This is a genomic window from Achromobacter sp. RTa (genome assembly GCF_000757485.1).
Lineage (GTDB): Bacteria > Pseudomonadota > Gammaproteobacteria > Burkholderiales > Burkholderiaceae_B > Achromobacter.
In genome coordinates this window covers 499,961-519,381 of the sequence record NZ_JPYO01000042.1, presented here as the reverse complement: position 1 = coordinate 519,381, position 19,421 = coordinate 499,961, and the positions used below count along the sequence as shown (strand labels likewise).

15 protein-coding genes are annotated in these 19,421 nt (G+C 68.6%); 13 read left to right on the top strand and 2 right to left on the bottom strand.

The genetic code is table 11. The features are described from left to right. The first annotated feature begins 1 nt into the window (after position 1). The 6 genes from murJ to JL37_RS20040 are packed head-to-tail and all read left to right on the top strand — an operon-like array spanning position 2 to position 7,883. Positions 2-1,351, top strand: coding sequence for a murein biosynthesis integral membrane protein MurJ (gene murJ / locus JL37_RS20065; RefSeq protein WP_043546293.1), 1,350 nt, complete (start codon positions 2-4; stop codon positions 1,349-1,351). After that, positions 1,352-2,494: a glycosyltransferase family 4 protein gene (locus JL37_RS20060; RefSeq protein ID WP_043546292.1), complete on the top strand. Its 1,143-nt coding sequence runs from the start codon at positions 1,352-1,354 to the stop codon at positions 2,492-2,494. 48 nt (positions 2,495-2,542) lie between these two features. Continuing rightward, positions 2,543-4,474 (top strand): asparagine synthase (glutamine-hydrolyzing), encoded by a 1,932-nt coding sequence (gene asnB / locus JL37_RS20055; protein WP_043546291.1) that lies wholly within the window; start codon positions 2,543-2,545, stop codon positions 4,472-4,474. A 3-nt stretch (positions 4,475-4,477) separates the two neighbouring features. Beyond that, a complete protein-coding gene (locus tag JL37_RS20050; protein WP_043546290.1) occupies positions 4,478-5,590 on the top strand; it encodes a glycosyltransferase family 4 protein in 1,113 nt (370 codons plus the stop codon). Further along, positions 5,587-6,744, top strand: coding sequence for a glycosyltransferase (locus JL37_RS20045; RefSeq protein WP_043546289.1), 1,158 nt, complete (start codon positions 5,587-5,589; stop codon positions 6,742-6,744). Before JL37_RS20050 ends, JL37_RS20045 begins: the two co-directional genes overlap by 4 nt. Next, a complete protein-coding gene (locus tag JL37_RS20040; protein WP_043546288.1) occupies positions 6,741-7,883 on the top strand; it encodes a glycosyltransferase family 4 protein in 1,143 nt (380 codons plus the stop codon). Before JL37_RS20045 ends, JL37_RS20040 begins: the two co-directional genes overlap by 4 nt. 275 nt (positions 7,884-8,158) lie before the next feature. Here JL37_RS20040 and pgi read toward each other — a convergent pair whose 3' ends face one another. Continuing rightward, the gene (gene pgi / locus JL37_RS20035) at positions 8,159-9,712 is read right to left on the bottom strand and encodes a glucose-6-phosphate isomerase (RefSeq protein WP_043546287.1); all 1,554 of its coding nucleotides are present in this window, start codon (positions 9,710-9,712) and stop codon (positions 8,159-8,161) included. Positions 9,713-9,719: 7 nt separating this feature from the next. Next, the gene (locus JL37_RS20030; RefSeq protein ID WP_043546286.1) at positions 9,720-11,111 is read right to left on the bottom strand and encodes a phosphomannomutase/phosphoglucomutase; all 1,392 of its coding nucleotides are present in this window, start codon (positions 11,109-11,111) and stop codon (positions 9,720-9,722) included. A gap of 342 nt (positions 11,112-11,453) precedes the next feature. Between JL37_RS20030 and JL37_RS20025 the strand changes: the two genes are divergently transcribed. The 7 genes from JL37_RS20025 to JL37_RS19995 all read left to right on the top strand — a co-directional run bounded on the left by JL37_RS20025 (position 11,454) and on the right by JL37_RS19995 (position 19,378). Further along, the gene (locus JL37_RS20025) at positions 11,454-12,083 is read left to right on the top strand and encodes a BPTD_3102 family carboxylase-like protein (RefSeq protein ID WP_043546285.1); all 630 of its coding nucleotides are present in this window, start codon (positions 11,454-11,456) and stop codon (positions 12,081-12,083) included. Positions 12,084-12,176: 93 nt separating this feature from the next. Next, positions 12,177-13,592, top strand: coding sequence for an FAD-binding oxidoreductase (locus tag JL37_RS20020; RefSeq protein ID WP_043546284.1), 1,416 nt, complete (start codon positions 12,177-12,179; stop codon positions 13,590-13,592). Between the two features lie 11 nt (positions 13,593-13,603). Next, a complete protein-coding gene (locus JL37_RS20015) occupies positions 13,604-14,320 on the top strand; it encodes a response regulator transcription factor (protein WP_043546283.1) in 717 nt (238 codons plus the stop codon). Continuing rightward, the gene (locus JL37_RS20010) at positions 14,317-15,663 is read left to right on the top strand and encodes a HAMP domain-containing sensor histidine kinase (protein WP_043546282.1); all 1,347 of its coding nucleotides are present in this window, start codon (positions 14,317-14,319) and stop codon (positions 15,661-15,663) included. The genes JL37_RS20015 and JL37_RS20010 overlap by 4 nt, the downstream gene beginning before the upstream one ends. 64 nt (positions 15,664-15,727) lie before the next feature. Beyond that, complete coding sequence (locus tag JL37_RS20005; RefSeq protein WP_052097430.1) at positions 15,728-16,516, top strand: phosphatase PAP2 family protein; 789 nt, start codon at positions 15,728-15,730, stop codon at positions 16,514-16,516. A 91-nt stretch (positions 16,517-16,607) separates the two neighbouring features. Next, positions 16,608-17,336, top strand: coding sequence for a FadR/GntR family transcriptional regulator (locus tag JL37_RS20000; protein ID WP_043546281.1), 729 nt, complete (start codon positions 16,608-16,610; stop codon positions 17,334-17,336). A 146-nt stretch (positions 17,337-17,482) separates the two neighbouring features. Next, a complete protein-coding gene (locus tag JL37_RS19995; RefSeq protein ID WP_043546280.1) occupies positions 17,483-19,378 on the top strand; it encodes an LTA synthase family protein in 1,896 nt (631 codons plus the stop codon). Positions 19,379-19,421: the final 43 nt, after the last annotated feature.

Here is a 19,421-nt window from a genome sequence, read left to right as displayed (position 1 = left end):
TTTGAAAGCACTCGTCAGAAAACTCGGCAGCATCCACCCGGACCATCAGCGCATTTTCAAGGGCGCGTTCCGGGTGGCGGTGTTCCTGCTGCTGGGCAAGGCCGCCGGCGCCATCAAGGAGATGGCGGTGGCGTACCGCTACGGCGTCAGCGACGCCGTGGACGCCTATCAATTCACAATGACGATGGCCACCTGGCTGCCCGTGACGATCGTGGGCGTGCTGTCGGTGGTCCTGATCCCGGTGCTGGTGCGATTGCGCCGCGCGGAAGAATCCGAAAGAAACCTGTTCATCGGCGAGCTGCAGGGCTGGGTCGCGGCGGCGGGAGTCGCCCTGGCGCTGCTGACGTGGCTTGCCTGGCCGCAAGTGCTCGGCATGCTGGGGGAAGGCCTGTCGGCCCGCGTGGGCGACATGACCGGCCAGTTGCTCGCCGCGTTCGCGCCCGTATCCGCGCTGCTGCTCGTCGCCGGCATCAGCGCCGCCCGCCTGCGCGCGCAGGAGCGGCACGTCAATACCCTGCTGGACAGCGTGCCCGCCGTGGCGACGCTGGCCTGGGTCATGCTGGCGGCCAGCGCCGACGGGGTGGGGCCGCTGTTGTGGGGCACCCTGGTGGGCTATGTCATCCAGACGGTCTGGCTCGCCTGGCTGGCGGCGCGCGCCGACGGCGGATTCTGGGGGGCGCCGCGCCTGTCGCTGCGCTCGCCGCACTGGCCGGAATTGATGAGCGCCGCCGGCGTGATGCTGATCGGCCAGGTAGCCATGAGCTTCGTCGGGCCGCTGGACCAGTACGCCGCCGCCAACCTGGGCGCGAACGCCAACGCCACGCTGGGCTACGCCAGCCGGCTGCTGTCCCTGCTGCTGGGCATCGGGGCGGTGTCGGTGGGCCGCGCGGCGCTGCCCGTGCTGGCCGACGTGCAGGCGCGCGGCGACACCGCGCGCGCGCGCGCCATGGCCTTGAAGTGGTCCCTGCTGATGCTGGCCGCGGGCGGCGCGGTGGTGCTGGTCGGCTGGGTGCTGGCGCCGTGGGGCGTGGCGCTGCTGTTCCAGCGCGGCGCCTTCACGGCGGAGAATACCCAGGCCGTCGCGCACGTGCTGCGCTGGGGGCTGCTGCAACTGCCGTTCTATTTCGGCGTGCTGATCCTGGTGCAATTGCTGGCGAGCCAGAACCGCTATCGCATCATGGCCGCCATTGCCGTGGCCAACTTCGCCCTGAAGGCGGTGCTGAACACCGTGCTGGCGCCCCGCATGGGGGCGGCCGGCATCATGCTGGCGACCAGTTGCATGTATGTGCTGTCCTTCGCCTGCTACCTGGCGGTGGCGATGCGCAGGGCCGAACCCAAGGAGGCAGATTGAATGGCCCCGACCGATTCTGGCCGGCCCCTGCGAGTATTGCTGTTCATCCATTCGCTGCATGGCGGCGGCGCCGAACGGGTGGCCGCCGACCTGAGCGCGCACTGGGCCGGGATGGGCCGCGACGTCATGGTGGTCACCCAGGCGAGCGCCGAGGGCGATGTTTACGCCCTGCACCCCAAGGTCCGGCGCGAAGTGCTGCACACCGCAGGCGAGGGCGGCGGCCTGCGGGGCATCTGGGGCAACGTGCAGCGCGTGCGCGCGCTGCGCCGCGTGGTCCGCTCGTTCCGTCCCGATATCGTGCTGGGCATGATGACGACGGCCTCCGTGCTGTCCGTGCTGGCCTGCGCGGGGCTGTCCTGCCGGGTGATCGCGACCGAGCACACGCATCCTCCTTCGCAGACCCTGTCGGGCTTCTGGCAGCGCCTGCGGCGCCTGACCTATCCGCGCGCGGCGAGCGTCGTGGCGCTGACGCGCGGCACCGCGGACTGGCTGGACCGGCATGTACAGGGCTGCCGCCTGGCCGTCATTCCCAATCCGGTGCATTTCCCGCTGCCGCGCGCCGAACCCATCCTGCCCCCCATTGCGGGCGACGGCCGCAAGCGTTTGCTGGCGGTGGGCCGGCTGCACGCGGACAAGGGCTTCGATCTTCTGATCCAGGCCTATGCGCAACTTGCGGCATCGCATCCTGACTGGGACTTGGTTATCCTGGGCGAGGGCGACGAGCGGGGCGCGCTCGAGGCGCAGGTGCGCGAAGCCGGCCTGGAGCGGCGCGTCTTCATGCCGGGCCGCGCGGGCAATGTCGGCGACTGGTATGAAAGCGCCGATCTCTACGTATTGACCTCGCGCTTCGAAGGGCTGTCGAATACCCTGCTCGAATCCATGGCCAGCGGCCTTGCCGCGGTCTCATTCGATTGCGATACCGGTCCGCGCGAAATCGTGCGGGAAGGGGTGGACGGCGTGCTGGTCCGGCCCAATGGCGATGTGCCAGCGCTTTGCAAGGCGCTGGACGCCGTCATGAGCGACGCCGAGGAACGCCGCCGCATGGCGCAGGCGGCAATCGAAGTGCGCGACCGTTTTTCGGCCGCGCGCGTGTTGCAGAAATGGCAAGAACTTTTTGACGGCGTGCGCGGACAGGGCCGCTAGGGCCCATGCGCGCCGCGCCGTCGCTACGGTGACAACGAGAACATCATCATGTGCGGAATAGTCGGTATCTGGGGCCCCATCGGGAACAAGGAGCAAGTGCTGGCGGAGAGCTGCCGCCGCATCCGCCATCGCGGGCCCGACAGCAATGGATTCTGGGAAGACCCCGAAGCCGAGCTGGCGCTGGCGCACGTGCGCCTGGCGATCCTGGACCTGACCGAAGCGGGCCACCAACCCATGACTTCCGCCTGCGGCCGCTACGTCATGGTGTTCAACGGCGAAATCTACAACCACCTGGACATCCGCAAGCAGCTCGAGCAATCGGCGCTGGCGCCGTCCTGGCGCGGCCATTCCGACACCGAGACCCTGCTGGCGGGCTTTACCTCGCTGGGCATCGAGGCCACGCTGCAGGCAGCGGTGGGGATGTTCGCCATCGCGCTGTGGGACCGCGCCTCGCGCAAGCTGGTGCTGGCGCGCGACCGCATGGGCGAGAAGCCGCTGTATTACGGCTATTCGGGCGCCGAGCTCGTGTTCGCTTCCGAGCTCAAGGGCCTGATGCCCATACCCGGCTTCGGCCGCGAGCTGAACCGCAACGCGCTGGCGTCGTTCATGCGGCACAACTATATCCCGGCGCCGCAATCCATCTACGAAGGCATCGCCAAGCTGCCGCCGGGCACCTGGGTCGAGTTCACCGCAGACGATACGCGCAGCCGCCGCATGCCCGAGCCGCGCGTGTATTGGTCGGCCCGCGAGGCCGCCGACACCGCCGCGAAATCGCCGCTGTCGTTCGAGACGGACGCGCAGGCTTCGGACGCGCTGGAAGGCGTGCTGTCCAAGGCGGTGGGCGGCCAGATGCTGGCCGACGTCAGCCTGGGCGCATTCCTTTCCGGAGGCATCGATTCGTCGACCATCGTCGCCCTGATGCAGGCCCAGAGCTCGCAGCCCGTGCGCACCTTCGCCATCGGTTTCCACGAGAAGGGCTATGACGAGGCGCAGCATGCCAAGGCGGTGGCCGCGCACCTGGGCACCGATCACACCGAGCTGTACGTGACGGCGGAAGACGCGCTGGCCGTGGTGCCCAAGCTCGCCGACATGTACGACGAGCCGTTCGCGGATTCGTCGCAGATCCCGACCTCCCTGGTCACGCACATGGCTCGCCAGCACGTCACGGTCGCGTTGTCCGGGGATGGCGGCGACGAGCTCTTCGGCGGCTATTCGCGCTATTTCCGCGTGAACAAATGGTGGGACCAGTGCGAGCGGATCCCCGCCGTGATGCGCAAGCCTGCCGGCGCCCTGCTCAGCGCGTCGGCCCTCCTGCCTGGGCGCGGCGCCTGGCGCGGCAAGGTCGGCAAGCTGGGAGAGCTCCTGCGCGCCGATACGCGCGGCGAGTTCTACCGCCATTTCGTGTCGTATTGGGCCGATCCGTCGAGCGTGGTGAAAGGGGGCGTGGAGCCCGTGTCCGAGTTCGCGCGGGTCATGCGCGGAAGCACGTTCGAATCCATGATGAAGCTCGACACGGTGACCTACCTGCCGGACGACATCCTGGTCAAGGTGGACCGCGCCGCCATGGCGGTCAGCCTGGAGACGCGGGTGCCGCTGATCGACCATCGCGTGTACGAGTTCGCCTGGAGCCTGCCGCACCGCTACAAGGTGCGCGGCAACACGGGCAAATGGTTGCTGCGCCAGGTGCTGTACCGCCACGTGCCGCAGTCTCTGGTGGACCGGCCCAAGCGCGGTTTCGCCGTGCCGTTGGCCGCCTGGCTGCGCGGCCCGCTGCGCGAATGGGCCGAGGCGCTGCTGGACCCCGCGCGCCTGCGCCAGGAGGGCTGGTTCGAACCCGAACCCATCCTGCGCAAATGGCGCGAGCATTCTTCGGGGCATCGCAACTGGGACAGCCATCTTTGGGGCGTGCTGATGATGCAGGCCTGGCTGGACCGCTATCGCAACGGCGCGGATCAAGGAGGAACGGTTGGGAGTCTTTGACGTATGAAAATACTGATGCTGGTCAGTTCCATGCATGCGGGCGGCGCCGAGCGTGTCGCGGCGACGCTGGTCAACGCCTGGGCCGAGCGCGGAAACTCCGTCACCCTGACGCCTACCTACTCATCCAAGGGAACCTGCTTCTATCCGCTTTCGGACAAGGTGGAGCTGGCGTGGCTGGCGGACCTGGCGGGCACGCGCGCCTCGGGCGCCATGGCCGCCTTCAGGCGCCTGCTGGTGCTGCGCAGGCACATCCGCGACACTCGGCCGGACGTCGTGGTGTCGTTCCTGACCAACGTCAACGTGGCCGCCATCCTGGCCACGCGGGGCCTGGGCGTCCCGCTCATCGTCTGCGAGCGCACGAACCCGGTGGCCGAGACCACTACGGGCTCCGTGTGGCGCAAGCTGCGCCGCCTGCTCTATCCGCGCGCCGACATGGTCACTGTGCAGGCGGAGGACACGGCGGGCCCGTTCTCGCGCCAGGTGCCCGGCATCAAGCGCCTGGCTGTCATTCCCAATCCCTTGCCCGCGCCCTTACTGGACGCGCCGCGCGTGCGCCAGCGCGAGGATGGTCCCCGCGAACTGCTCGCGATGGGACGGCTGGTTACCGACAAGCAGTTCGACCTGCTCATCGATGTGTTCGCCCAGCTGGCGCCCGAATTCCCGGACTGGGACCTGCGCATCTGGGGGGAAGGCCCCGAACGCGGCGCGCTGGAGCAGCAGATCGCGCGCCTGGGCCTGCAATCCCGCGTCAGCCTGCCTGGCCGCACCGAGGCGCCCTGGGATGAGCTGGCGCGCGGCCAGGCCTTCGTGCTGAGCTCGCTGGTGGAAGGGTTCCCCAACGTGCTGCTGGAAGCCATGTCGCTGGGCCTGCCGTGCGTGGCGTTCGACTGCCCCAGCGGTCCCCGTGAAATGACGCGGGACGGCGAGGATGCGCTGCTGGTGCCCGCCGGCAACCGCCAGGCGCTGCGCGACGCCCTGCATCGCCTCATGAGCGACATCGCCCTACGCGAACAGCTGGGCATGCGCGGCTCGGCGGCCGTCCGGCAACGCTACGCGCTGGCCAGCGTGCTGGCGGAATGGGATGAGCTGTTCGAAGCGGTGAGGGAAGGGCGATGAGCGCCGGAGCGCTGCGGGTCCTGCATGTCATTACCGGCCTGGGGCAGGGCGGCGCGGAATCCGTGCTGTTCCGTCTGGCCACGTATCCGGAGGCGGGCGTGGAGCACGTCGTCGTGTCGCTGACCGACGAAGGCATCTACGGCGAGCGCCTGCGCGCCGCCGGCGTGGCCGTGCACGCGCTGGGCATGAAGCGCGGACGGGTCAGCCCGGGGGGCTTCATGGCCTTGCGCGGGCTCATCGCCCGCACGCGCCCCGACGCAGTGCAGACCTGGATGTACCACGCCGACCTGATCGGCGGCCTGGCCGCCCGCTTGGCGGGCGTGCGCGCCATCGCCTGGGGCATCCGCAATTCCGGCGAACATCTCGAACGCAGCAGCCGGTCGGCGCGCCTGGTGCTGCGCGCGTGCGCGCTGCTGTCCGGCAGCGTGCCCAGGGCCATCGTGTGCGCCGCGCAGAAGGCCGCGGAACGCCATGCCGACAAAGGCTACCGGCGCGACCGGCTGGTGGTGATATCCAATGGCTACGACCTGTCGCGCTACTCGCCCGACAGCGCATCCGGCATGCGCATGCGCGCGCAATGGGGCCTGACGGGCGATGCGCCGGTGATCGGTTGCGTGGCGCGCTGGGACCCGCTCAAAGACCACGCCAACCTGTTGCGGGCGGTAGCCGCGCTGGTTCGCGACGGCCGTGACGCCGGGCTGCGCTGCGTGCTGATCGGCCGGGGCATGACGGCGGAAAACCCCGAGCTGGGGGCCCTGATCGACCGGCTCGGCCTGCGCGACCGGCTGGTGCTGGCCGGTCCCAGCGACGACGTGCCCGCCGCAATGAACGGCCTGGACCTGCACGTCCTGTCCAGCTGCGCCGAGGGATTTCCCAACGTGGTCGCCGAGGCCATGGCCTGCGGCGTCTACTGCGTCGTGACGGACGTCGGGGATGCGGCCTATATCGTGGGCGATGCCGGCGTGGTGGTTCCGCCCGAGCAGGCAGAGGCGCTGGCGCGCGGCATCGAAACCGGCCTGCGCGAGGTGGCCGCCCGCGGCCGCGAGCGCGCCGGCGGGCCTGGGCGGGCCAGGGTGCTGGAGCATTTCGACCTTGCGCGCATGGTGCAGGGCTATATCGCCGTATGGCGCCGGATTTCAGGAGCGCAGGCATGAGCGCCGGACGCCGCTTGCTGTTTGTCGTCAACAACCCGGCATTTTTCATGTCGCATCGCGTGCCCGTGGCGCTGGCGGCGCAGCGGGACGGCTACGAGGTGCATGTCGCCACCATGGAGGGGCCGGCCGTTGCCGACATCCAGGCGCTGGGCATGACGCATCACGCCATCCCCATGACGCGCAGCGGCAAGCATCCCCTGCAGGAGTTGGGCACGCTGCTGGCCCTGGTACGCCTGTTCCGCCGACTGCGCCCGCGGATCGTGCATCTGGTCACGATCAAGCCCGTGCTGTACGGCGGCATTGCCGCGCGCCTGACACGAGTGCCGGGCATGGTCGCGGCCATCTCCGGCCTGGGCTTCGTGTTCCTGTCCAATTCGCTCAAGATGAAGCTGGTGCGCGCGGTGGTCGCGCGCCTGTACCGCCTGGCTCTGGGGCATCCCAATAGCCGCGTGATCTTCCAGAACGCCAGCGACCGCGACCTTCTCAAATCGCTGGGCGCGGTGCGTGACGACCAAGTCGTGATGATCCGCGGCGCCGGCGTGGACCTGGATGCATACCAGGCCGTACCCGAACCGCCCGCGCCGCCGGTCGTCGCCACCATGGTGGCGCGCCTGTTGCGCGACAAGGGCGTGCAGGAGTTCGTGCAGGCGGCCCGCCTGCTGCGCGAGCGCGGCGTGCCTGTGACAATGCAGCTGGTGGGAGGCGTGGACGCCGGCAATCCCGCGTCTGCGACGCAGGAAGACGTGGATGCGTGGCAGCGCGAAGGCTGCGTTCGCGCGCTGGGCGAACGCTCGGACGTGGCGGGGTTGTACGCGGCCTCGCACATCGCCGTGCTGCCGTCATACCGTGAAGGCCTGCCCAAGTCCCTGATAGAAGCCGCGGCTTGCGCGCGCGCGGTCGTGACCACCGACGTGCCGGGCTGCCGCGACGCCATCGAGCCCGGCGAGACCGGCCTGCTGGTGCCGGTGCGCGACGCGCAGGCGCTGGCGGACGCCATCGCCCGCCTGGCGACGGACGCTTCCTTGCGCCAGGCCATGGGCAAGGCGGGAAGGGCGCTGGCGGAACGCGAGTTCGATATTGAACGCGTCGCGCGGGTTCACGTGGGGGTGTATGAGAGCCTTTCCAATTCGCGTGTGTGACATACTCACCCATACCCACCTTCCGAGTGTCTGACACCCTAACGAGACGACCAGCATGCTTGAGGCGATGTTTCTGGGTGTCTGACACCGGCCGTATCTGAACAGCGCTTGAATCTGGACGGTGCCACAAAGTCAGCCGGTGTCAGACACCCGGTCGCACGGGATCAAATCTGAGGGGCCGTCTCGTAAGGGTGTCAGACACTCGGAAGGTGGGTAAGGATGTCAGACACTCGGAAGGTGGGTAAGGGTGTCAGACACCCGGAGGGGTGGGGCTTTCAATGCCGCCGCGCGATCGCGTCGATCCAGTAGCGCGTGGACGGGTCTTGTTCGATCGCCTGCGGCGTATCCAGTTCGTGCATGATGCTCTTTGCCAGGGCCTTGCCGAACTCGACTCCCCATTGGTCGAAGGGATTGATGCCCCAGATCACGCCCTGCGTGAACACCTTGTGCTCGTAAAGAGCCAGCAGCGCGCCCAGCGTATAGGCTTCGAGGCGCGGCAGCACGATGAGCGAAGACGGGCGTCCGCCCGGGTGGACGCGGTGCCGGGCCAGCAGCCGGGCGCGTTCCGGATCGCTTTCGGCGGCCGATGTCTCGGCCAGCGCCTCTTCGTAGGTTTTGCCCCGCAGCAGCGCCGAGCGCTGCGCCAGGCAGTTTGCGATCAGCAGTTCATGATGCCGCGTGTAGGCATGGGCGGGCTGCTCGCACAGGATGAAATCGACGGGCGCGCCGGCGGTGTCCTGGTGCAGCCACTGGAAGAACGTGTGCTGGCAGTCGGTGCCGGACATGCCCCATACCGCCGGGCCGGTGGGCACGCCAGCGGGGCTGCCGTCCGCGGTGGCGACCTTGCCCAGCGATTCCATTTCCAGCTGCTGCGCCCAGGGAACGATGTAGTAGAGCCGCGCGTCGTAGGGGGCGATCACCAACGAGTCGTAGCCCAGGACGCTGCGGTTGACCACGCCGGCCAGCGCCAGCTGGACGGGGGCGTTTTCCTCGAAGGGCGCCGTGCGGAAGTGCTCGTCCATGGCGGCGGCGCCCGCCAGCAGCTGGTCGAAGGCGTCGTTGCCCAGCGCCAGCGCGATAGGAAGGCCGATCGCCGACCACAAGGAATAGCGGCCGCCCACCCAATCCCATATCTGGAAGATGTGGTCGGGCAGTATCCCCAGATTGAGCGCGGCCTCGACGTTGGCGGTAACGGCCACGACCTGCTTGATCGGATCGGCGACGCCCGCGTCGCGCAGCCAGTTCATCGCCACTTCGGCGTTGGCCCGCGGTTCGGTGGTCGTGAACGACTTGGAGGCGACGATGACCAGAGTATCGTGCGGGTCCAGGCGGCTCATTGCGTCGGCGACGGAGTGCGAGTCCACGTTCGACGCAAAGCGCACTTCGCGGCGGGCGCCGCCGTGGCGCAACGCCCGCGTAACCAGCCTCGGCCCCCAATCGCTGCCGCCGATGCCCAGATGCAGCACACAGCCGTAGCGGTCCGCCGCATCCGCCTCGCGCACGAACTCACGCAGGCGCTCGCGCTCGGCCAGCACGGCCTTCGCCACCATCGCGGGCGGTTCGGGCGCGCGCAGCGCGGTATGCCAGGCGGCGCGCTCTTCAGTCCAGTTCGCGTTGCCGCCATCGAACAGGCGGGCGCGGGCGGCGTCGAATCCCTGTTGCGCCAGCAGCGCTTCCTCGGCCTTCTGCAGCTCCGGCGAATACGCCTGCGCGCTCAGGTCCAGGCGCAGCCCCGGAGCATTGATGACGCGCAATTGCTCGCCCCGCCTGGAAGCGGAACGCGTCGTGGCGATGAACTGTTGCCACGCTGGGCTGTTGGATAAGGACATGGGCAGTCTAGAAAGGCAGATTGGCTTGCGGAGCGAGCTTGCTCAGTTCACGGCGGAAGTCGGCCTGGATGCGTTCCAGCGCCTCGGCCGTCTGCGCTTCGAAGCGCAGCACGACGACGGGCGTGGTGTTCGAGGGGCGCGCCAGGCCGAAACCGTCCGGGTATTCCGCGCGCACGCCGTCGATGGTGATGACGCGCTTCGCACCGGGGAATTGCCCCTGGTCCTGCAGGGCCTGGACCAGGGTGAAAGGCTGGCCTTCCTCCATTTCGAGCTTGAGCTCCGGCGTCGAGACGTCCTGCGGCAGGGCTTCCAGCATGGCGCAGGGGTCCGCCGCGCGCGACACGATCTCCAGCAGGCGGGCGCCCGTGTAGAGCCCGTCGTCGAAGCCGTACCAGCGCTCCTTGAAGAAGATGTGGCCGCTCATCTCGCCGGCAAGTGGAGCGCCGGTCTCTGCCAGCTTGGCCTTCACCAGCGAATGGCCGGTTTTCCACATGAGCGGGACGCCGCCGGCCGCTTCGATCGAGAGGCCGACGTGGCGGCTGCACTTCACGTCGTAGATGATGGTGGCGCCGGGATTGCGCTCGAGTACGTCGCGGGCGAACAGCACCAGCTGGCGGTCGGGCCAGACGATCTGGCCGGACTTCGTGACCACGCCCAGGCGGTCGCCGTCGCCGTCGAACGCCAGGCCCAGTTCGCAGTCGGTCTCGGCCACGCACTTGATCAGGTCCTGCAGGTTCTTGGGTTCGGCGGGATCGGGATGGTGGTTGGGGAAGTTGCCATCCACCTCGCAGAACAGTTCGGTGACCTCGCAGCCCAGGGCGCGGAAGAGCGCGGGCGCGACGGCGCCGGCCACGCCATTGCCGCAATCGATGGCGATCTTCATGGGCCGCGCCAGCTTGACGCCCGAGGCCACGCGGGCGACATAGGCCGCCACCAGGTCCAACTGGCGGCGCGTGCCGGTGCGGACCGCCGCGGCAGGCGCGGGGCCGTTCATGGCGGCGGCCAGGGCCTGCACGTCGTCGCCATAGAGGGCGCGCCCGCCCATCATCATCTTGAAGCCGTTGTATTTGGGCGGGTTGTGGCTGCCGGTGATCGCCACGCCCGAGCCGGTCTGCATGACGTTGGCGGCGAAATAGACCAGGGGGGTGGGCACCATCCCGATGTCCAGGGTATCCACGCCGCCTTCCAGCATGCCCTCCTGCAGAGCCACCGACAGCATTTCGCTGCTCAGGCGGCCGTCGCGGCCGACGACCAGCGTCTGCACGCCCTGTTCGCGCGCGCGGGCAGCCAGCGCCGCGCCCAGCGCGCGGGCGAAGCGGGCGTCGATCAGGTCCGGCACGGTGCCGCGGATGTCATAGGCCTTGAAGACAGCGGCGGGAAATTGCGTGTTGTTGCCCACGGCGGTTCCATTTGGTAAGAGGTTACAGCGCGGGTTCTCGCTGGGTTTAATGAATGGTAAACCCGTGTGTCAATGCGCGCCTGGCGAAGGGCCAAGGCGAAATTATCCCCCATCGGAGGTCGTCCTTCATCCGGCGGATGGCGTAGGGCATTTGCCGCCGGGCCGCCGCGTCCGCGCGGTATCGCCCCCGCCTGGTGCGCGAGGCGGGGCATGCCGCCTCGTTCCGGTGCGCCCGCCGGCCCCGGCGGACGGCCTTCCACCCAGGGCGGCGCATGGCATGGAACTTGCTCGGCACTCGAAGGTGATACGCTTGCTATGCAAGCAGAAAGACCGGGAGGGGCCATGGGAGCCAAAGTTTCTACTGTCATGTCATCGGGAGGCGCCACCAGCCGGCGGGGCCCCCCCACGGACTATGCCGGCCCTGCCGCGGGCCGCGAGCGCCGGCTCGATATCCATGTGTTCATCTCCGAATCGGGCCGCCTGTCCACGGGCCGCGCCTGGGAGCGCTGCGTCTGGCGCGAGGCCCGGGTCCTGGTCGCCGAATGTCCGGCGCCGCATTTGCCGGTTTCCGTCGAGAATGCCCTGCGCACCGTCGCCGCCGATGTGGCGCGCGACCATGGCTGGCAGGGCATGGGCACGGTGGCTTTCGCGCTGGACGACCGCAGCGGCGTGTTCCGCGTGATCAGCGCTGAGGCGCAGCCGCATTCGGGTGCGGCCGTCGCCGACTGCGAACCCGTGGCCGGCCATGCGCTGGAAGTCCGCATCGACGGCTGCGTGGACCGCCGCCTGCCGTGCACGCGGCTGCTGGTGTGCGGCGCGACCCGGGGCGAAGCCCTGCGCCGCGCCTATCGGGCGCTGTCCGAAATGCCCGGCCCGGCCGGCATCGACCGCGCTTTCCTGATGAACCGCATCGCCTCGCGGGCCTTCTGCTCCGGCCTGACGGGCGCGCGGCTGGACCAGGCCGTCGGCTAGGGGCGGCTCGCAGGGGCTTTCAGCCCCTACAATAGGCCGCACACTCCCCGATCCGGCGCCTGGGCGCGACCAGGCCTTACTTGTGCGGCGCATATGACTTTGCTGAGCGAACTGCAGGCCCTCCTGGGCCCATCCCACGTGCTGACCGGCTCCGACGCCGAATCCTACGTGCTCGACTGGCGCCGCCGCTACCGGGGCGCGGCGCTGGCGGTGATCCGCCCTGGCTCCACGGAGGAAGTGGCGGCGGCGGTCAGGCTCTGCGCCAGGCATGGCGCGCCGCTGGTGCCGCAGGGCGGCAATACGGGGCTGTGCGGGGGCGCGACGCCCGACGGTTCGGGCACGGCGATCGTCCTGTCCACCGCCCGCCTGACCGCCGTGCGCGCCCTGGATACCGCCAACGACACCATTACCGTGGAGGCGGGCTGCATCCTGCAGGCCGTGCAGGAGGCGGCGGCCCAGGCGGACCGGCTGTTTCCCCTGAGCCTGGCCGCGGAGGGCAGCTGCACCATCGGCGGCAATCTCGCGACCAACGCCGGCGGCACGCAGGTGCTGCGCTACGGCAACACGCGCGACCTGACGCTGGGGCTGGAAGTCGTGACCGCGGACGGTGAGGTCTGGAACGGGCTGCGCGGCCTGCGCAAGGACAATACCGGCTACGACCTGCGCGACCTGTACATCGGCAGCGAAGGAACGCTGGGCATCATTACGGCAGCCACGCTGAAGCTGTTCCCGCGGCCGGTGGCCTCTTGCACCGCCTTGCTGACCCTGGACAGCATAGACAACGCCGTGGAGCTGCTGTCGCGCGCCCGCTCGGGCTTCGGCGCCGCGCTGACCGGCTTCGAACTCATGAGCGGCGCCTGCCTGCAGGCGGTCGTGCGGCTGTTCCCGCAGCAGCGCCTTCCGTTCGAAGGCGAGTCCGCGGCCTCGCCCTGGTTCGCCCTGCTGGAACTATCCGACAGCGAAAGCGAAGCGCATGCGCGCGAACGCTTCGAGGCCGTGCTGGGCGCCGCCATCGAGGATGGGCTGGTGAACGACGCGGCCATCGCCGCCAACGTGGCGCAAAGCAAGGCCTTGTGGCATTTGCGCGAAAGCATCCCGCTGGCCGAGGCCGAGCTGGGCAAGTCCGTGAAGCACGACGTGTCCATTCCCATTTCCTCCATCGCCGGCTTCGTGCACAAGACGAACGCCCTGCTGCAGGCGCGCTTCCCGGGCGTGCGCCACGTGATCTTCGGCCACCTGGGCGACGGCAACCTGCATTACAACGTAGCCAATGCGCCGGGGCAGACCGAGGCCGAATTGCTTGCGCTGCAAGGCGAGATCTACGGGGTGGTGCACGATAGCGTGCACGCCCATGACGGCTCCATCAGCGCCGAACACGGCGTGGGCCAGCTTAAGCGCGACGAGCTGCCGCGCTACAAGAGTTCCGTGGAATTGGCCTTGATGCGCAAGATCAAGCTGGCGCTCGACCCGCAGGGGATCATGAATCCCGGCAAGGTCCTGCAGGGATAGGGAACCAGACCATGGCGGCCAGTACCGGGGTGGGCGCGAATTGCAGGGTCCTGATTGTCGAGGATGATCCCGTCATCTCGGGCAATCTGTACTCCTTTCTGGAGGCCCGAGGCTTCCTGCCCGATGCGGCCTATTCCGGGCCTGCGGCGCTGCAGCGGCTGGCGGAGCAGCGTTTCGACGCGCTGATCCTGGATATCGGCCTGCCGGGCATGGATGGCAACGCCGTGCTGCACACGCTGCGCAATGAGCGGCGGCTGGATGTGCCGGTGCTGATGCTGACCGCGCGCGACAGCCTGGAGGATAAGCTGGCCGGTTTTTCGCACGGCGCCGACGACTACCTGACCAAGCCTTTCGCGCTGCTCGAAGTCGAAGCGCGCCTGCTCGCGCTGATCCAGCGGGCCAAGGGATCGACCGTGGATTCGGTGCGCGCCTTCGGGCCCCTGCGCTACGACACGCGCAGCCGCGCGGTGTCCGTGAACGGCAACCCCGTGCACCTGACGCGCAAGGCCTGTCTCATCATCGAAGCCCTGTTGCGGGATCCGGGCAGGGTGGTATCGCGCGAAGAACTGGAATCGGTGCTCTGGGGCAATGAGCCGCCATCCTCGGACGCGCTGCGCAGCCAGGTGCATCTGTTGCGCCGAGCGCTTGCCGACGCCGGCTTCGACGGCATCGAGACCATACACGGGACCGGCTGGCGCCTGTCCCTGGACGGCGGGGCGGCGCCATGACGGTCGCGTCGGGCGGCACCCTGACCCAGCGCGTGGTGTGGGCGCTGACGGGAACGGTGGCGTTGTTCGTGACGGCGCTCGCCTTGCTGGCCTACCTGACCTTCGACCAGATGGAAGACGATCTGGTCAACGACATCCTGAATACCGAGATGGACCGGCTTGTGCAGCACGCGCGCGTCAGCGATGGCTTCCTGCCTCGCGAGGGCGTGCGCGAACTGGGCGGTTCGATGCGTGCCTGGGTCAGCGTGGACGGCAACCGGCCCGCGGGCATTCCGGACGAAATCCTGGCCCTGGACAGCGGCCTGCACCTGATCGAGCCGGGCGCCTACACCTGGCACGTCATGGTGGCCGATGCCGGCCGCAGCAAGGTGTACCTGCTGTATGACGCCACCGACAACGAAGAGCGGGTCCATGACTTCGGCCTGATCGTGCTGGGCGTGGGCGCCATCTGCGTGGTGGGAGCCTACGCGCTGTCGCGGCGCGTCGCGGCCGTGGCGGTCGGCCCGCTGCTGGACCTGACGGACCGGCTGGCGACCTGGGCGCCCGGCTCGCCCGACATGGCGGTGACGCGCGACGACGAGGCCGGCCGGCTGATCGAGGCATTCAACCGGGTGCAGAATCAGGTAGACAGGTCGATCGCCCGCGAACGCGAATTCGCGGGCAACCTGAGCCACGAAGTGCGCACGCCCCTGGCCGCGATCCGTTCGGACAGCGAATTGATGCTGCTGACCCAGTCGCTGACGCCGGACCAGCGCGAACGCCTTGCCCGCGTGGTGGACAACGTGGACGACGTCATCGTCAGCCTGGAGAGCGCCCGCGCCATGGCGCGCGATCAACTGCGCCCGCCGGAGCCCGTGGATCTTTCCGCCTGCATGGAAGACGCCTGGCGGGGCTACGAGGCCACGGCCGAGCAGGCGAAACTGCGGTTCGACAACCAGATCCAGGCCGGGCACGTCCGCACCCTGGACCGCTACGCCCTGCTGACGGTGCTGCGCAACCTCGTCCGCAATGCGGTCGAGCACGCCGCGCCGGCGACGCTGACGGCTCGCCTGGCCGCCGACGGCGGGCTGGAGCTTGGCGACGACGGCAAGGGCATCGCCGCCGAAGACCTGCCGTTCCTGTTCCGCCGCTACTACAGCGGCCGCATGCGGGATTCCAGCACGGGGGCGGCCGACGAGGCGGCCCGAGGGCTGGGCCTGGCCATTGCCAAGCGCGTTTGCGACATGCAGGGCTGGTCTCTGACCGTGGTTTCTTCCCGGGAAGGCGAGGCCAGGGGCACCCATTTCACGCTGAGCTTCGAAGGCGGCGCTGCGTCGGCGGCGGACGCGCAAACCCGAATTTGACGAAATTTCGACTGTCCGCGGTTTAGGCTCTGCCTTTGCCCGACGCGCCTCTTGTCCATCGACCATGCCGCCCCTATCGTCGTCCGAGCTTCGGAAGCCGACGGCCGCCTCATACCTATGCAGCCATGTCATCGCGGTGACGCTCGTCCTGGCCTGTCTGGCCTGGTGGGCCAATGCCTTCGGGCTGGACCTGCGCATCGCGCAAGCACTGTTCGACACAGCCCTGGATGACTTCCCCCTGCGGGCGAGCCGCTGGCTCGACCTGATTGGCCATCGCATGGTGCTGGCCCTGCCCATTGGCATTGCGCTCGCGTCCGTGGGCGTGGCGGCGGCCAGCTACCGCATACCCGCCTGGAGGCCCTGGCGCGGGCCCGCCCTGGCCGTTGCGGCGACCTGTCTGGCCGGGCAGGTGCTGGTGACCCAGTTGAAACACCATACGACGCTGCCCCGCCCCTACGACCTGGATACGCTGGGCGGCTATACCCCTTATCCCCTGCATTGGTGGACCTGGGCGCGCGCCCGGGCCGGGGGCGCCTTGCCCAGCGGCCATGCCGGCGCGGGCTATTCCATGCTGACCCTGTATTTCGCGGGCTGGGCGTTGGGGCGACCCGCATGGCGTTGGGCAGGGTTGGCCATCGGCATTGCCGCAGGGGCGGGCTTCTCTATCGTCCGCATCCTGCAGGGCGCCCATTTCCTGAGCCAGACGCTCTGGTCGGCGGCCTTGCTGTGGCTCCTGGCGGCGCTGTTCTTCTATCCCCTGATCGTGGCCCATCCGGGCGGCTCGCGGGCCGGGCGCCGCCGCTGCCGCGGCGAGGGCGCCGGCCAGGCTGCGGGCGCCAGGAAACGGGCCTGAGTGGTATGTCGTCGTATAACCTGCCGCCCGTATAATCGACAGGCGCGAGTTTTCAGCGTCTCGCCTTGTGCAACCGCTTTCGGACCCTCTGATGAACGCTCTCGCCGAATCCCCCGTCTTGCCGCAGCGTCGTCCCCGGAACCTGGCCCAGGGCCTGGTCGAAAGCTTTTCCGAACGCATACGCGGCGGTGACATCCGGCCCGGGGACAAGCTCCCGACCGAATCCGAAATCATGCGGCAGTTCGGCGTGAGCCGCACCGTCGTGCGCGAGGCCCTGTCTCGGCTACAGGCCTCGGGCCTGGTCGAAACCCATCACGGCGTGGGCACCTATGCGCTGGAACCCAGCGGCGGCGGCGATTTCCGGGTGGACCCGGCCGACATCGCCACCGTGCGCGACGTGCTGGTGCTGCTGGAGCTGCGCATCTGCCTGGAAAGCGAAGCCGCTAGCCTGGCCGCCGGCAGGCGCACGGAAACGCAGTTGCAGGAAATGCGCAAGGCGCTGGACGCGTTCAAGGGCGCCCTGGAAAGCGGCGGAGACACGGTCACGCCGGACTTCCAGTTCCATCTGCTGATCGCCCAATCCACGGACAACCGCTATTTCGCGGACCTCATGTCGCACCTGGGCTCGGCCATCATCCCGCGCACCCGCATCAATTCCGCGAAGTTCGCCCATGAAGACCGCGCGGCCTATCTGGCGCGCGTGAACCTCGAGCACGAGGACATCTACAGCGCCATCCTGCGCCAGGACGCGGAAGGCGCGCGCGCCGCCATGCGCACGCACCTGAGCAACAGCCGCGAACGCCTGCGGCGCGCGCAATAGGGCAGCATGCGGGTAGGCCGCGCCAAACCGCGTTAATCTTGCCCGTTTTCTTTTTTTCGACGACGAGGCGGCATGGTTCTGCTCGGTACACACAGTAACGTTATTTCCATTGAGCAGGCGCCCCAGGGCCGGCAGGAGGCGGATGCATGCGCCGCCTGACACTACGGTTCATCATCGCGGTCCTGGCGCTGCTGACGCTGTCACGCCTTGGCCTTGCCTTCTGGATGTGGGATCGCGTGGAAGCCGCGGGCGGGCTCGCCCCATTGCTGTTGGGCGGCCTGCGCATCGACGTCTGCCTGCTGTCGATGGTGATTGCGCTGCCGGCCGTGTTCTCGCCCTGGTTCGGGCACCGGCCGCTGGCCGCCCGCATCACCGCCTGGTGGTTCCGGGCGTGGTGGATGCTGTATGTGCTGCTGGAGGTTTCCACGCCGCAGTTCATCGCGGAATACGATACGCGGCCGAATCGCCTGTATTTCATCTACCTGCTCAACCCCAAGGAAGTCGGGTCCATGCTGTGGCAGGGCTACAAGGGCGTGCTGCTGGCCGCTTTCGTGGTGCTGGCGGTGGCCGCATGGATGTCGGTCAGGATGTTCCCGACCCGGGCGCGCGATCCCTTCATGGCGTGGTGGAAGCGGCCGCTCGCCTCGCTGGTGATCCTGGCGCTGGTTTTCCTGGGCGCGCGCGGCACGCTGGAGCATCGGCCGATCAATCCCGCCAAGGTTGCGTTCAGTTCCGATGCAATGGTCAATGCGCTGGCCCTGAACTCGCTGTATAGCGTGTTCGACGCGGCCTATCGCATGCGCGACGAACGCTCGTCCGCCGCGATGTACCCCAAGATGGCGGTGGACGAAATGAACGCCATCGTGCGGGAGAAGGCTGGCATGGCGGGCGCGCCGCTGGATGCGCGCTATCCCAGCCTGCACGAGCAGAAGGCCACGGTGCGGCGGGACAAGCCCCTGAACGTGGTGATCATCCTGCAGGAAAGCCTGGGCGCCCAGTACGTGGGCAGCCTGGGCGGGCGCGACCTGACGCCCAACATCGACCGGCTGGGCAAGGAAGGCTGGATGTTCCACCGCGCCTACGCGACGGGCACCCGCTCGGTGCGGGGCATCGAAGCCGTCACCGCGGGCTTTCTGCCCAGCGTGGCCGACGCCGTCGTGAAGCTGCCGCGCTCGCAGACCGGCTTCTTCACGCTGGCGCAGTTGCTTGGCAAGCACGGCTACCATTCACGCTTCGTTTACGGCGGAGAATCGCATTTCGACAATATGCGCGCGTTCTTCCTGGGCAACGGCTTCGACGAGATCGTGGATCGTCCCAAGTTCGTGGATCCGGTCTTCGAGGGATCGTGGGGCGCATCGGATGAAGACATGTTCAACCAGGTGGATCGTCTGCTGCGCGCCGACGGCGACAAGCCGGTGTTCACGCTGGCGTTCTCGGTCACCAACCACTCGCCCTGGGAGTACCCGGCCGGGCGCATCACGCCCGTGGGGGATCCGGCATCGGTGGACAACACCGTGCGCTACGCGGATTGGGCGCTCGGCCAGTTCTTCGACAAGGCCAGGAAGGCGCCCTATTGGAACAACACGGTGTTCCTGGTGATCGCCGACCACGATTCGCGGGTCTATGGCTCGATCCCGGTGCCGGTGCGGCATTTCCAGATCCCGGCGCTGATCCTGGGGGCCGGGATCGAGCCCCGCCAGGACGACCGCCTGGTCAGCCAGATCGACATGGCGCCCACCCTGTTGTCGTTGATCGGCCTGGACAACGTGAATCCGATGCTGGGGGCGGACCTGACGCAGCGCGATCCGAACCGGGCGATGATGCAGTACGCGGACAACTTCGGCTACCTGCAGGGCGACAAGCTGCTGGTGCTGGAGCCGTCCAAGCCGCCCAGGGAGTTCCGGTACGAGGCGGCGCCGGTGGGCCGCGACGAAGTCTACGAGCCAGTGGCGCCCGCGGATCCGAAGCTCACGGAAGAGGCCCTGGCCCACGCGCTGTGGGCGAGCTGGGCGTACCGCGAGGAGAAATACCGCCTGCCTTGAGGCGCCGCCAGGGCGGTTCCGGCCCCATGCCGCCGCCTTGATC

Bases quoted from the DNA above. Each gene is read 5' to 3' on its own strand.
- JL37_RS20010 (WP_043546282.1), top strand. From the start codon at position 14,317: ATGACGGTCGCGTCGGGCGGCACCCTGACCCAGCGCGTGGTGTGGGCG.
- JL37_RS20050 (WP_043546290.1), top strand. From the start codon at position 4,478: ATGAAAATACTGATGCTGGTCAGTTCCATGCATGCGGGCGGCGCCGAG.
- JL37_RS20020 (WP_043546284.1), top strand. From the start codon at position 12,177: ATGACTTTGCTGAGCGAACTGCAGGCCCTCCTGGGCCCATCCCACGTG.
- JL37_RS20015 (WP_043546283.1), top strand. From the start codon at position 13,604: ATGGCGGCCAGTACCGGGGTGGGCGCGAATTGCAGGGTCCTGATTGTC.
- JL37_RS20005 (WP_052097430.1), top strand. From the start codon at position 15,728: ATGCCGCCCCTATCGTCGTCCGAGCTTCGGAAGCCGACGGCCGCCTCA.
- JL37_RS20060 (WP_043546292.1), top strand. From the start codon at position 1,352: ATGGCCCCGACCGATTCTGGCCGGCCCCTGCGAGTATTGCTGTTCATC.
- JL37_RS20040 (WP_043546288.1), top strand. From the start codon at position 6,741: ATGAGCGCCGGACGCCGCTTGCTGTTTGTCGTCAACAACCCGGCATTT.
- JL37_RS20045 (WP_043546289.1), top strand. From the start codon at position 5,587: ATGAGCGCCGGAGCGCTGCGGGTCCTGCATGTCATTACCGGCCTGGGG.
- pgi (WP_043546287.1), bottom strand. From the start codon at position 9,712: ATGTCCTTATCCAACAGCCCAGCGTGGCAACAGTTCATCGCCACGACG.
- JL37_RS20000 (WP_043546281.1), top strand. From the start codon at position 16,608: ATGAACGCTCTCGCCGAATCCCCCGTCTTGCCGCAGCGTCGTCCCCGG.
- JL37_RS20025 (WP_043546285.1), top strand. From the start codon at position 11,454: ATGGGAGCCAAAGTTTCTACTGTCATGTCATCGGGAGGCGCCACCAGC.
- JL37_RS19995 (WP_043546280.1), top strand. From the start codon at position 17,483: ATGCGCCGCCTGACACTACGGTTCATCATCGCGGTCCTGGCGCTGCTG.
- asnB (WP_043546291.1), top strand. From the start codon at position 2,543: ATGTGCGGAATAGTCGGTATCTGGGGCCCCATCGGGAACAAGGAGCAA.